Source organism: Pseudomonas sp. DNDY-54, assembly GCF_019880365.1.
Lineage (GTDB): Bacteria > Pseudomonadota > Gammaproteobacteria > Pseudomonadales > Pseudomonadaceae > Stutzerimonas > Stutzerimonas stutzeri_P.
The window spans coordinates 1,350,947-1,364,324 of sequence record NZ_CP082271.1; the positions used below are offsets into that span (position 1 = coordinate 1,350,947).

General features: G+C 57.7%; 10 protein-coding genes. All 10 read left to right on the forward strand.

Features of this window, described 5'->3' with window-relative positions; translation table 11 throughout:
* Positions 1–84 precede the first annotated feature (84 nt).
* The 10 genes from rseP (at position 85) to K4O48_RS06375 (ending at position 13,317) form a co-directional block, all read left to right on the forward strand.
* Positions 85–1,434 (forward strand): RIP metalloprotease RseP, encoded by a 1,350-nt coding sequence (rseP, locus tag K4O48_RS06330; RefSeq protein WP_222911211.1) that lies wholly within the window; start codon positions 85–87, stop codon positions 1,432–1,434.
* A 69-nt stretch (positions 1,435–1,503) separates the two neighbouring features.
* Positions 1,504–3,855 (forward strand): outer membrane protein assembly factor BamA, encoded by a 2,352-nt coding sequence (gene bamA / locus K4O48_RS06335; RefSeq protein ID WP_222911212.1) that lies wholly within the window; start codon positions 1,504–1,506, stop codon positions 3,853–3,855.
* A 48-nt stretch (positions 3,856–3,903) separates the two neighbouring features.
* Positions 3,904–4,407 (forward strand): OmpH family outer membrane protein, encoded by a 504-nt coding sequence (locus K4O48_RS06340; RefSeq protein WP_222911213.1) that lies wholly within the window; start codon positions 3,904–3,906, stop codon positions 4,405–4,407.
* The gene (gene lpxD, locus K4O48_RS06345) at positions 4,404–5,477 is read left to right on the forward strand and encodes a UDP-3-O-(3-hydroxymyristoyl)glucosamine N-acyltransferase (protein ID WP_222912009.1); all 1,074 of its coding nucleotides are present in this window, start codon (positions 4,404–4,406) and stop codon (positions 5,475–5,477) included. The genes K4O48_RS06340 and lpxD overlap by 4 nt, the downstream gene beginning before the upstream one ends.
* An 83-nt stretch (positions 5,478–5,560) precedes the next feature.
* Entirely contained in the window at positions 5,561–6,001 is a 441-nt protein-coding gene (gene fabZ / locus K4O48_RS06350; RefSeq protein WP_222911214.1) for a 3-hydroxyacyl-ACP dehydratase FabZ, read from the forward strand.
* Positions 5,998–6,774 (forward strand): acyl-ACP--UDP-N-acetylglucosamine O-acyltransferase, encoded by a 777-nt coding sequence (lpxA, locus tag K4O48_RS06355; RefSeq protein ID WP_222911215.1) that lies wholly within the window; start codon positions 5,998–6,000, stop codon positions 6,772–6,774. Before fabZ ends, lpxA begins: the two co-directional genes overlap by 4 nt.
* 1 nt (position 6,775) lies before the next feature.
* Positions 6,776–7,909: a lipid-A-disaccharide synthase gene (gene lpxB / locus K4O48_RS06360; RefSeq protein ID WP_222911216.1), complete on the forward strand. Its 1,134-nt coding sequence runs from the start codon at positions 6,776–6,778 to the stop codon at positions 7,907–7,909.
* Positions 7,909–8,550: a ribonuclease HII gene (gene rnhB, locus K4O48_RS06365; protein WP_222911217.1), complete on the forward strand. Its 642-nt coding sequence runs from the start codon at positions 7,909–7,911 to the stop codon at positions 8,548–8,550. Before lpxB ends, rnhB begins: the two co-directional genes overlap by 1 nt.
* Before the next feature lie 109 nt (positions 8,551–8,659).
* Positions 8,660–12,181 (forward strand): DNA polymerase III subunit alpha, encoded by a 3,522-nt coding sequence (gene dnaE, locus K4O48_RS06370; protein ID WP_222911218.1) that lies wholly within the window; start codon positions 8,660–8,662, stop codon positions 12,179–12,181.
* 185 nt (positions 12,182–12,366) lie between these two features.
* Positions 12,367–13,317 (forward strand): acetyl-CoA carboxylase carboxyltransferase subunit alpha, encoded by a 951-nt coding sequence (locus tag K4O48_RS06375; protein WP_222911219.1) that lies wholly within the window; start codon positions 12,367–12,369, stop codon positions 13,315–13,317.
* Positions 13,318–13,378 lie beyond the last annotated feature (61 nt).

The window sequence follows — 13,378 nt, forward strand, 5'->3', positions numbered from 1 at the left end:
AACGCCTGGCGAGTCGCGACAATGTTGCGTTTAGCGCTCCGCGGAGCAATTGACTCCTAAATACGCCTTTGGGCAGAGGAAAATATGGGCGCGCTGTACATGATCATTGGCACCCTTGTGGCATTGGGGGTTCTGGTCACTTTTCACGAGTACGGACATTTTTGGGTCGCACGTCGTTGCGGCGTCAAGGTTCTGCGTTTCTCGGTAGGTTTCGGTCGCCCGCTGGTCCGTTGGCACGACCGCCACGGTACCGAGTTTGTTATTGCAGCGATCCCCCTCGGCGGCTACGTAAAAATGCTCGACGAGCGTGAAGGTGACGTGCCTTCCGCGTTATTGAGCCAAACATTCAATCGCAAGACCGTGCGCCAGCGCTTCGCCATCGTATCGGCTGGACCGCTCGCTAACTTCCTGCTCGCCCTGGTGTTCTTTTGGGTGCTGGCGATGCTGGGTTCCGAGCAGGTTCGGCCAGTAGTCGGCGCTGTTGAGGTTGGCAGTCTCGCCGATCGCGCCGGTCTCTTGCCTGGGCAAGAGATTATTGAGATCAACGGTAAGCCGACCGCTGGCTGGTCGGAGGTTAACCTTCAGTTGATCCGACGGCTGGGTGAAAGCGGCTCGCTCGAGATGCTCGTCCGTGCCAATGGGGATCAGCCGCAGCAGCTTCAGCTGGAGTTGAAGGACTGGTTGAAAGGTGCTGAGGAGCCGGACCCGATCGGCTCGTTAGGTATTCGGCCCTGGCGTCCAGCGATCGCCCCGATCGTTGCACAATTGGATCCGGACGGGCCGGCGCAGAGCGCAGGCGTGCGCCTCGGTGATCGTCTGGTCAGCCTCGACGGCAATCGGTTGAGCGAATGGCAGGAAGTCATCGATCGTGTCAGGCCGCTAGGCGGTCAGACTGTTCTGCTCCAGGTTGAGCGTGATGCGCAGGTCATCGATGTGCCGCTGACGCTGGCTGAAAGAGGCGAGGGGGAAAAGCGTTGGGGGTATCTGGGTGCTGGAGTCGCGGGTGGTGAGTGGCCAGCGGAAATGCTTCGCAATGTCAGCCATGGGCCGGTCGAGGCGGTCGGTGAAGGTATCCGCAGAACCTGGTCGATGAGCGTCCTAACGCTAGATTCGTTAAAGAAAATGCTCTTCGGGGAGCTCTCGGTAAAAAACTTGAGCGGTCCGATAACCATTGCTAAAGTGGCGGGCGCTTCTGCACAGTCCGGCGCGGGCGACTTTCTGAATTTCCTCGCCTACCTGAGCATAAGTCTTGGAGTACTCAATCTATTGCCTATCCCGGTCCTGGATGGTGGGCATCTGCTCTTCTATCTGGTTGAGTGGGTCCGTGGACGTCCGCTGTCGGACAAGGTCCAGGGCTGGGGAGTACAGATCGGTATCAGCCTGGTTGTTGGGGTGATGCTGCTTGCGTTGGTCAACGACCTTGGCCGCCTTTAATCGCCATATACCTTGATGTCGCCGCGCCAAGCGCAGGTTCAATTATCAGGTTTGAAAAGAAAGGACTTCATGAAACGTCTGCTGCTACCTGCGGTAATTTCCGCACTGATGATTGCCGAAGTTCACGCCGAGTCCTTCACCATCTCCGATATACGTGTCAATGGCCTGCAGCGGGTCTCCGCAGGCAGCGTATTCGGCGCGCTGCCATTGAATGTCGGACAGGCCGCTGATGACAGTCGTCTGGTAGATGCAACCCGCGCACTGTTCCGCACTGGTTTCTTCGAGGACATCCAGCTCGGACGTGAAGGCGATGTGCTCGTGATCAACGTTGTTGAGCGACCGTCGATCTCAGGTATCGAAATCGATGGCAACAAGGCGATCAAGACCGAAGACTTGCTTTCCGGTTTGCAACAGTCGGGGCTTGCGGAGGGTGAAATCTTCCAGCGCGCCACGCTCGAAGGTGTGCGCAACGAGTTGCAGCGCCAGTACGTGGCGCAGGGCCGTTATTCCGCCACCATCGAAACGGAGGTGGTCCCGCAGCCACGTAACCGCGTTGCCTTGAAAATCAATATCAACGAAGGCTCCGTCGCGGCGATTAAACATATTAACGTTGTCGGCAATTCGGTGTTTCCGGACGAAGATCTCACCGATCTGTTCGAGCTCAAAACCAGTAACTGGTTGTCGTTCTTCCGCAACGACGACAAATATGCCCGTGAAAAGCTATCCGGCGACCTCGAACGGTTACGTTCGTATTATCTGGATCGCGGCTACATCAATATGGATATCACTTCTACTCAGGTATCGATAACACCGGATAAAAAAGACGTCTATATCACTGTCAACATTGCTGAAGGTGATCGTTATACCGTCAGCGACGTTAAGTTGAGTGGTGATTTGAAAGTGCCGCAGGACGAGCTGCAGTCGCTGCTGTTGGCAAAGGAAGGTCAAGTCTTTTCACGCAAGGTGATGACTACCACCTCGGAACTGATCACGCGGCGCCTGGGTAACGAAGGTTATACCTTTGCCAACGTCAACGGCGTCCCGGAAACCAACGACGAAGACAACACTGTCGCGATCACCTTTGTGGTTGATCCGGGGAAGCGGGCCTATGTCAATCGCATCAACTTCCGCGGAAACACCAAGACCGAAGACGAAGTGTTGCGTCGCGAGATGCGTCAGATGGAAGGAGGCTGGGCCTCTACATATCTGATCGATCAGTCCAAAACACGTTTGGAGCGTCTAGGCTTCTTCAAGGAAGTGAACGTCGAAACGCCTCAGGTGCCAGGCACCGATGACCAGATTGATGTCAACTACAGTGTTGAAGAGCAACCATCCGGCTCGATCATGGCGAGCATAGGCTTCGCGCAGAATGCCGGCCTTATTCTTGGCGGGTCGATCAGCCAGAACAACTTCCTGGGTACCGGCAACCGCGTCAGTGTCGGGCTCACCCGCAGCGAATACCAGTCGCGTTACAACTTCGGTTTCGTAGATCCCTACTGGACCGAAGACGGCGTCAGCCTCGGGTACAACGCCTTCTATCGCACCACCGACTACGACGAACTGGACTATGACGTGTCCAGCTACTCGGTCGACAGCTTGGGTGGTGGCGTAAATATTGGCTATCCGATCAGTGAGACGTCGAGGCTATCGTTTGGCCTGTCCGCGCAGCAGGATACGATCGACAGCGGCCGCTACACCGTTGATGAGATTTTTGATTTCATGGAAGAAGAGGGCGACAGCTACCTCAATTTCAAGGCCTCGGTAGGTTGGTCCGAATCTACGCTGAACCGTGGCGTGCTGGCGACGCGGGGTCACTCACAGAGCCTTTCCCTCGAAACCACCATCCCGGGCAGCGATCTGTCTTTCTATAAACTCGATTACAACGCGCAGCTGTTCGTGCCGGTCACGCAGACATACACCATGCGTCTGCACACTCAGCTGGGCTATGGCGATGCCTACGGGTCTACCTCACGCTTGCCGTTCTATGAGCATTACTATGCGGGCGGATTCAATTCGGTTCGCGGCTTCGAGGACAGCAGCCTTGGGCCGCGGAGTACGCCGAGTGATGGCAGCAACGCCGGCACCGAAAGGGATCCAGATCAGGACGCGCTGCCGTTCGGCGGCAACGTGCTCATCCAGGGTGGAATGGAGTTGCTGTTCCCAATGCCGTTCGTCAAGGATCAGCGTTCGCTGCGTACCTCGGTGTTCTGGGATGTCGGTAACGTCTACGATACCAACTGCCCGTCGGGCTCTACCAAGTGCAGCGATATCGACATAGGCGATGTAGCCAGCTCGGTTGGTGTTGGCCTCACCTGGATTACCGCCATGGGGCCCTTGAGTTTTAGCCTGGCGATGCCGGTTATGAAGCCGGACGAAGCCGATACTCAGGTGTTCCAGTTCTCGCTTGGCCAAACCTTTTAATCACCTGGAGCGATGCTCCAGCGCATTTCATGAAGAGTGGTAAATACCGTGCGTAAGCTGACCCAATTGCTTGTTGTTACCGCTGCTCTGGTAGCGACCCCCGCATTCGCCGAAATGAAGATCGCGGTGATGAACTACCAGATGGCACTGCTTGAATCAGACGCTGCCAAGCGCTATTCAGTGGACGCAGAAAAGAAGTTCGGCCCACAGCTGGAGAAGCTCAAGGGGCTGGAAAGTGATGCCAAGCGCATCCAGGACCGTCTTGGCAAGGACGGTGACAAGATGCAGCAAGCCGAACGTGAGCGTCTCGAGCTGGAATTCAAGCAGAAGGCCCGCGACTTCCAGTTCCTCTCTAAAGAGCTCAATGAGTCCAAGGCAGCCGCCGATCGCGACATGCTCAAGCAGCTCAAGCCCAAATTGGACAAATCAGTGGAAGAGGTCATCAAGAAGGGTGATTACGATCTAGTGCTCGAGCGCGGCGCGGTAGTTGATGTCAAACCGCAATACGACATCACCCGCCAAGTCATTGAGCGCATGAATCAGCAGCGCTGATGAACACTGTTGTCTATACGCTCGGCGATCTGGCCGAGCGGCTCGGGGCGGAGCTGCACGGTGATCCCTCGCTTCAGGTGTCCGGGCTGGCCACGTTACAAGATGCCGGCCCAGAGCAGCTGAGCTTTCTGGCCAATGCGCAGTATCGAAAGTTTCTCGGTACTACCCGTGCGGGGGGCGTGCTGTTGACGCCCAATGATGCTGAAGGTTATTCGGGCGCCACACTCGTCGTTGCCAATCCGTATTTGGCCTATGCTCGGCTTTCGCATCTGTTTGAAAGGCGTCCCTTTACGCCCGTTGGTGTCCACCCTAGTGCAATTGTTGACCCCAGTGCGGAGGTTGATCCCACCGCTCGTATCGGGGCTCAGGTGGTGATTGAGGCAGGTGCCTGGATCGGTCCAGATGTTGAGATAGGCTCTCAGACAGTCGTTGGCGCGCGAAGCCGTGTCGGTGCGGGTGGCCGGCTTGCTGCTCGCGTGACCCTATGCCATGACGTAACCATCGGTAAGCGGGTGGTCATCCAGCCCGGTGCGGTGATTGGCGGGGAGGGCTTCGGTTTCGCTAATGAGCGGGGCAGCTGGGAAAAAATAGCCCAGCTTGGCGGTGTGCGTATCGGTGACGATGTGGAGATCGGTGCGAATACAACCATAGATCGCGGTGCGATATCGGACACGGTGATCGGTAACGGCGTGAAGCTGGATAACCAAATCATGATTGCGCATAACGTCCAGATCGGTGACAACACGGCGATGGCGGGTTGTTCTGGAATTTCCGGCAGTACGAAGATCGGACGAAATTGCATGATTGCCGGTGGTGCCGGCCTCGTTGGGCATATCGAGGTCTGCGACAACGTGTTCATTACCGGAATGACGATGGTCACCCGATCGATTACCGAGCCGGGAAGCTATTCGTCAGGGACAGCCATGCAGCCCGCCGCCGAATGGCGTAAAAGTGCTGCGCGAATTCGTCATCTCGACGACATGGCTCGTCGCCTCCAACAAGTGGAAAAACGCCTGGCTTCCGTGACCCCATCCGGGGATACGTCTTCTGATCCTGACCCTATTGGCTGATCGCCTCGCTAAAGGCGTCGTCATCGGGTTGTACGGCGTGATGCCGTGCTGGCTCTCATAATACTTACGGGCTTTCCCTTTATATGATGGATATCAACGAGATTCGCGAATACCTGCCCCACCGCTATCCGTTTCTGCTGGTGGATCGGGTGGTGGAGTTGGACACGGAGGCCAAGCGTGTTCGCGCTTATAAGAACGTGACCATCAACGAGCCGTTTTTCAACGGCCATTTCCCTCAGCACCCGATCATGCCTGGCGTGTTGATCATCGAAGCGATGGCGCAAGCGGCGGGGCTACTTGGCTTCAAGATGATGGGCGCAAAGCCAGCCGACGGCACGCTCTATTATTTTGTGGGCTCGGATAAGTTGCGCTTTCGTCAGCCGGTCGTGCCGGGCGATCAGCTTGTGCTTGAAGCATCTTTCATAAGCGCGAAGCGAGGAATCTGGAAGTTCGATTGCCGGGCCACGGTTGATGGCAAACCGGTATGCTCCGCCGAAATCATTTGTGCGGAACAGAAGATATGACTTTGATCGACCCTCGCGCCATCGTCGATCCTGCGGCCCTGCTGGCGGATGACGTTCAGGTCGGTCCCTGGTCGATTATTGGCCCGGACGTCGAGATAGGCGAGGGGACGGTGATCGCGTCCCACGTGGTCATTAAAGGGCCGACTCGCATCGGCCGCAGCAATCGAATTTTCCAGTTTTCCTCCATCGGCGAGGACACGCCTGATCTCAAGTACAAAGGCGAGCCGACGCGCTTGGTGATTGGAGATCACAATGTCATTCGTGAAGGTGTCACGATTCACCGCGGCACCGTACAGGACCGTAGCGAGACCACGATCGGTGACCACAATCTGATCATGGCCTACGCGCATATCGGCCACGACAGTGTCATTGCCAACCATTGCATTTTAGTCAACAACACCGCCTTGGCGGGTCACGTGCATGTCGGTGACTGGGCGATTCTGTCCGGCTATACCTTGGTCCATCAGTACTGTCACATCGGCGCGTACAGTTTCTCGGGGATGGGGACCGCCATCGGTAAGGACGTTCCCGCATTTGTCACGGTGTTCGGCAACCCGGCTGAGGCCCGCAGCATGAACTTTGAGGGCATGCGTCGGCGTGGCTTCAGTGACGAAGCCATACTGGCGTTGCGTAACGCCTACAAGATCGTTTACCGCAAAGGGTTGACTGTCGACGCCGCCCTGGCCGCCCTCGCCGCGGATGCCAGAGCATTTCCCGAAGTTGCCCTGTTCCGGGATTCGGTCCAGGCCTCGAACCGCGGCATCACACGCTGACATGGCCAGGCCGCTGACAGTCGCGCTGGTGGCCGGCGAAGCATCCGGCGACATCCTTGGTTCAGGGTTAATGCAAGCGCTCAGGTCGCAGCACCCGGATGTCGAGTTCGTTGGGATCGGCGGACCCCGAATGGAGGCGCAGGGACTTAAACCTTACTTCCCAATGGAGCGTCTGGCTGTCATGGGGCTGGTAGAGGTGCTGGGTCGCTTGCCAGAGCTTCTGGCGCGTCGCAAGCGGTTGCTCAAAACCTTTCTCGACTTGCGCCCTGATGTGTTCATCGGTATTGATGCACCAGATTTCAACCTGGATCTGGCGCTCAGGCTGCGACGAAACGGCATCAAAACCGTGCATTACGTCAGTCCCTCGGTATGGGCCTGGCGGCAGAAGCGCGTGCTGAAGATTCGTGACGCCTGCGATCTGATGCTTACGCTATTCCCCTTTGAGGCGAAGTTCTACGACGAGCATCAAGTATCCGTACGGTTCGTCGGTCATCCGCTCGCTGACACAATTCCGCTGGCACCTGATCGGGTTGCTGCTAGGGATGCGCTGAACTTACCTCAGGAGGGCTCGATCGTTGCGCTGATGCCAGGAAGCCGGGGTGGCGAGGTGGGCCGTCTGGGCGAGCTTTTTATTGCAGCTGCTGATCGGCTGCGCTCAATGCGGCCCGGGATTCGGTTTGTGGTGCCCTGCGCCAATCCCGAGCGCCGTGCGCAGCTCGAGCAGATGCTGGTAGGTCGCGATTTGCCGCTGACATTGCTCGATGGTCGGTCGCATGAGGCGCTGGCCGCCTGCAATGCCGTGCTAATTGCTTCCGGCACCGCGACGCTGGAGGCGTTGCTGTACAAGCGACCCATGGTCGTTGCGTATAGCGTGGCGCCGCTGACCTTTCGGATCCTCAAGCGGATGGTGAGGAGTCCATACGTGGCGTTGCCCAATCTGCTGGCGCAGCGGCTTCTGGTGCCTGAGCTGTTGCAGGATGCGGCTACCCCGGAGGCGATGGCGCAGTTGTTGTCGCCCTTACTCGACAATGGCGACGTGCAGACCGAAGGTTTCGACGCTATTCATCGCACCCTGCGCTGTGATGCGTCAAATGAGGCTGCCAGCGCGGTGCTCGAGCTGGTTAGAGCGAGCTAATGCAGATGGGGCTGGATTTTAACCTGGTTGAAGAGCTGGTTGCTGGCGTCGATGAGGTCGGCCGCGGCCCGCTTTGCGGTCCCGTTGTCACCGCTGCGGTGATCCTCGATCCGAGGCGCCCCATCGAAGGGCTTAATGATTCGAAGAAGCTGACTGAGGCACGGCGCGAAGCGCTGTTCGAGGAGATTTGTGAGAAAGCGCTGGCTTGGTGCATCGCGCGCGCCGAGGTCCACGAGATTGATCAGCTGAACATTCTTCACGCCACCATGCTAGCTATGCAGCGCGCTGTGGAAGGGTTGAGTGTGACGCCGCGCTTGGCGTTGATCGATGGCAATCGCTGCCCCCAGCTTGCGGTGCCCAGCGCTCCCGTGATTCAGGGCGATGCCCAGGTTCCAGCGATCGCAGCGGCCTCGATTCTGGCCAAGGTGAGCCGTGATCGGGAAATGTGCGCGCTGGATCTGTGTTATCCCGGCTACGGCCTCGCTGCCCATAAAGGTTATCCGACCCCTCATCATCTGGATGCATTGCAGCGGCTCGGGCCAACAATTATTCATCGTCGCTCATTTGCTCCGGTCCGCAATCTGTTGGAACGAGCCTCGTTGACTGACCCTGTTAACGTGATGGTTGCGTTGCCTGTCTGATCGATAAGTCGCCACCGCTTGGTAAAGCAGCCCATCACCAGTCGCCTTAATCGCTTGGGCTTTCCGGTACAATCGCCGGCTTATCGTTTCGCCAGTCCAAGGTTCGTTCATGCCTGTTGCTTTCGTCCATCTTCGTGTACACACCGAGTATTCCCTGGTCGACGGACTGGTGCGTGTGAAGCCGCTGGTCAAATCGGTGGCGGCCGCCGGAATGCCTGCGGTGGCTGTTACTGATCAAAGCAATATGTGCTCGCTGGTCAAGTTTTACAAAGCGGCCCAAGGCGCCGGAATCAAACCGATTTGCGGCGCTGATATCTGGCTCGCTGGGCGCGAGGAGGATGGTCCGCTCACTCGTCTGACACTGCTGGCGATGAACAGCAAAGGGTACCGAAACCTTACCGAGCTGGTCTCGCGGGGCTGGACCGAAGGGCAGCGCAACGATCAGGTCATCATCGAGCGTGACTGGGTGAAGGCTGCTTCCGACGGGCTTATCGCCCTGTCCGGCGCTAAGGAAGGTGAGATAGGTCATGCGTTACTCGACGGCGAAGAGGCGGTGGCCGAGGCACTGCTCGTCGAGTGGCAGGAAGCGTTTCCGCAGCGTTTCTATCTGGAAGTGCAGCGCACCAGTCGCGTCAATGACGAAGAGCACCTGCACGCTGCGGTGGCGTTGGCCCAGCGTTGTAGCGTCCCGTTGGTTGCCACCAATGACGTTCGCTTCATCAAGCAGGAGGATTTCGAAGCCCACGAAACGCGTGTCTGCATCGGTGAAAGTCGAACCCTCGATGACTCGCGGCGACCGCGGAACTACTCCGATCAGCAGTACCTGAAAACGCCGGAGGAAATGGGGGAGCTATTCAGCGACCTGCCCGAGGCACTGGAAAATACCGTCGAGATCGCACGGCGTTGCAATATCGAAGTGCAGCTGGGCACTTACTTTCTTCCAGATTTTCCGGTCCCTGACGGCATGACGATGGACGAGTACTTCCGCAAGGTCTCGTTTGACGGCCTCGAGGAACGCCTTGAAGTGCTGCTGCCAAACGACACGCCAGACTACGAGGCAAAGAAGCAAGTCTATGTCGATCGGCTGAATTTTGAGCTCGACATCATCATCCAGATGGGCTTCCCGGGCTATTTCCTGATCGTGATGGATTTCATCCAGTGGGCGAAGAGCAACGGTGTCCCGGTAGGTCCAGGCCGGGGGTCGGGCGCCGGTTCGCTGGTTGCATACGTGCAAAAAATCACCGATCTAGATCCCCTGGCCTATGACCTGCTGTTCGAGCGCTTCCTCAATCCGGAGCGGGTATCCATGCCTGACTTCGACGTCGATTTCTGTATGGATGGCCGGGACCGGGTCATCGATTACGTGGCGGAAAAGTACGGGCGCAACGCGGTCAGTCAGATCATCACTTTTGGCACCATGGCGGCGAAGGCGGTCGTGCGTGACGTAGCGCGAGTGCAAGGCAAGTCTTATGGACTGGCCGATCGACTGTCGAAGATGATTCCGTTCGAAGTGGGTATGACGCTCGAAAAAGCCTACGAGATGGAAGAGCCGCTACGGGATTTCCTCGCTGTCGACGAAGACGCCCGCGAGATCTGGGACATGGCGCTCAAGCTCGAAGGCATTACCCGTGGCACCGGCAAGCATGCTGGCGGTGTGGTCATCGCCCCGACCAAGCTCACCGATTTCGCTCCCATTGCTTGCGATGACGAGGGCGGCAGCCTGGTTACCCAGTTCGACAAGGATGACGTCGAACAAGCTGGCTTGGTCAAGTTCGACTTCCTGGGTTTGCGTACCCTGACCATCATCAAATGGGCGCTCGAGACCATCAATCGGGAGCAGGCGCGCAAGGGTCTCGAGCCGGTCAACATCGATTTCATCCCTCTGGACGACAAGCCGACCTACTCGCTGCTGCAGAAGGCCGAGACCACCGCGGTGTTCCAGCTCGAATCGCGCGGTATGAAAGAGCTGATCAAGAAGCTCAAACCAGACTGCCTGGAAGACCTGATCGCTCTGGTTGCGCTGTTCCGTCCCGGCCCGCTGCAGTCCGGCATGGTGGACGACTTCATCAACCGTAAGCATGGCCGCGCGGAAATTTCTTACCCGCATTCGGATTATCAGTACGAAGGCCTCAAGCCGGTATTGGCACCTACCTACGGCATCATCCTGTATCAGGAGCAGGTGATGCAGATCGCTCAGGTCATGGGCGGCTATACGCTTGGTCAGGCGGACATGCTGCGTCGAGCCATGGGTAAGAAAAAGCCCGAAGAGATGGCCAAGCAACGTGGCGGCTTCATTGAAGGCTGCGCAAACAACGGCATCGATGCTGACCTGGCCGGTAACATTTTCGACCTGGTAGAGAAATTTGCCGGTTACGGCTTCAACAAATCGCACTCCGCTGCCTATGGTCTCGTTTCGTATCAGACGGCCTGGCTCAAGGCGCATCATCCATCGCCCTTCATGGCTGCGGTGCTATCAGCGGATATGCACAACACCGACAAGGTAGTGACGCTGATCGAGGAATGCCGCAGCATGAAGCTGCGCATCGACGCGCCGGATGTGAACAATTCCGAATTCAAGTTCACCGTCAGCGAGGACGGACGGATTATCTACGGTTTAGGCGCCATCAAAGGCGTCGGTGAGGGTCCGGTCGAGGCGATATGCGAATGCCGAAATGAAGGCGGCCCTTTCAAGGACCTGTTTGATTTCTGCAGTCGTGTAGACCTGAAACGCATCAACAAACGCACCCTTGAGGCGTTGATTCGGGGTGGCGCGCTGGATCGGCTTGGGCCGTATTTTTCCGATGAGCCGAAGGCCTACCAGGCCAATATTGACCGTAACCGGGCTCTATTGTTGTCAGCAATGGAAGAAGCCATCCAGGCGGCTGAGCAGACCGCTCGGAGTCTCGACAGTGGCCACATGGATCTGTTTGGCGGGCTTTTCGCGGAACCCGAGGCCGATGTGTATGCAAACCATCGCAAGGCGCGCGAGTTGTCGCTTAAAGAACGGCTCAAGGGCGAGAAGGACACGCTGGGGCTTTACCTGACCGGCCATCCAATCGACGAATATGAAGGCGAGGTACGCCGGTTTGCTCGCCAGCGAATCATCGACCTGCGTCCCGCGCGAGGTGAGCAGACCATCGCGGGACTGATCGTCAACCTTCGCGTCATGAAGAACAAGAAAGGCGACAAGATGGGCTTCATCACGCTGGACGACCGTTCCGGGCGAATCGAGGCGTCTCTGTTCGCTGAGGCGTTCAACAGCGCACAGGCGCTGTTGCAGACCGATTCGCTCGTAGTGGTGGAAGGTGAGGTCAGCAATGATGACTTCTCGGGTGGCTTGCGGCTGCGAGCCAAACGGGTAATGAGCCTTGAAGAAGCGCGCACGGGGCTCGCAGAGAGCTTACGGGTCAAGGTAGCCAGTGATGCGCTCAAGGGGGATCGGGTTCGCTGGCTGGCCGATGTCTGTGGCCGTCATCGTGGCGCCTGTCCGATTACCCTGGAGTACACCGGCAGCGACGCGAAAGCCTTGCTGCAGTTCGGCGAAAGCTGGCGAATCGACCCGGCCGACAACTTGATTCAAGCATTGCGTGACCAGTTCGGGCGCGACAACGTCTTTCTGCAATACCGATAGCGGGACGTAGCGGACCTGCGCGCCAATGGCTGCGTGATCCAATCGCGTCCTGAACCGTCCCGATCTTGGATCGGGCCGTGATTGCGAACATTTTGTTCGACCTGAATGCGCCCGTCCCGTAAGGTAGGGCGCAAAAAAACGGAACAGCTCCCGGCCGCCTGGCCGTCGACGCATGACGGATGCCTATGAACCCGAATTTTCTCGATTTCGAACAGCCGATAGCCGACCTGCAAGCCAAGATCGAAGAATTGCGCCTGGTTGGTAACGACAACTCGCTGAACATTGGCGATGAGATTGCTCGCCTGCAGGACAAGAGCGAGTCGCTCACCGAGAGCATCTTCGGCAACCTCACCAGCTGGCAGATCGCTCGTCTGGCCCGCCATCCACAGCGGCCATATACGTTGGATTACATCAGCCACCTCTTCACTGAGTTCGAAGAGCTGCACGGTGACCGCCACTTCTCCGATGACGCCGCGATCGTTGGAGGCACGGCTCGCCTGAACGGTGAGCCAGTGATGATCATCGGTCATCAAAAAGGGCGTGAAGTGCGCGAGAAGGTTCGCCGCAACTTTGGCATGCCCCGCCCTGAAGGCTACCGCAAGGCGTGCCGTCTGATGGAAATGGCCGAGCGATTCAAGATGCCGATCCTGACCTTCATCGACACCCCGGGCGCCTATCCGGGGATTGACGCTGAAGAACGCAACCAGAGCGAAGCTATCGCTTGGAACCTGCGAGTCATGGCACGTTTGAAGACGCCAATCATCGCCACGGTAATCGGTGAAGGCGGTTCAGGCGGAGCGCTCGCTATTGGAGTCTGCGATCAGTTGAACATGCTCCAATATTCCACCTATGCCGTGATCTCACCTGAAGGCTGTGCCTCGATTCTCTGGCGTACGGCAGACAAGGCTCCGGAAGCCGCTGAGGCCATGGGCGTGACGGCTGAGCGGCTGAAAGATCTGGGCATTGTGGACAAAGTGATCTCCGAGCCGCTGGGTGGCGCCCATCGCAACCCGACGGTGACGGCGGCGTCCTTGCGCGAAGAACTGACTGCTCAGCTCGACATGCTCAAAGGGCTCGATACCGAAGCCTTGCTCACGCGGCGCTATGAGCGCCTGATGAGCTACGGCATCGCCTGATAGAACATCGGTAGAGCTACAATAAACGGTGGGTTTTCCCGCCGTTTTTTTTGTCTGTACT

Excerpts from the sequence above, each read along its gene's own strand:
- rseP (WP_222911211.1), top strand. The coding sequence starts at position 85 with ATGGGCGCGCTGTACATGATCATTGGCACCCTTGTGGCATTGGGGGTT.
- bamA (WP_222911212.1), top strand. The coding sequence starts at position 1,504 with ATGAAACGTCTGCTGCTACCTGCGGTAATTTCCGCACTGATGATTGCC.
- fabZ (WP_222911214.1), top strand. The coding sequence starts at position 5,561 with ATGATGGATATCAACGAGATTCGCGAATACCTGCCCCACCGCTATCCG.
- lpxA (WP_222911215.1), top strand. The coding sequence starts at position 5,998 with ATGACTTTGATCGACCCTCGCGCCATCGTCGATCCTGCGGCCCTGCTG.
- lpxB (WP_222911216.1), top strand. The coding sequence starts at position 6,776 with ATGGCCAGGCCGCTGACAGTCGCGCTGGTGGCCGGCGAAGCATCCGGC.
- rnhB (WP_222911217.1), top strand. The coding sequence starts at position 7,909 with ATGCAGATGGGGCTGGATTTTAACCTGGTTGAAGAGCTGGTTGCTGGC.
- dnaE (WP_222911218.1), top strand. The coding sequence starts at position 8,660 with ATGCCTGTTGCTTTCGTCCATCTTCGTGTACACACCGAGTATTCCCTG.
- K4O48_RS06375 (WP_222911219.1), top strand. The coding sequence starts at position 12,367 with ATGAACCCGAATTTTCTCGATTTCGAACAGCCGATAGCCGACCTGCAA.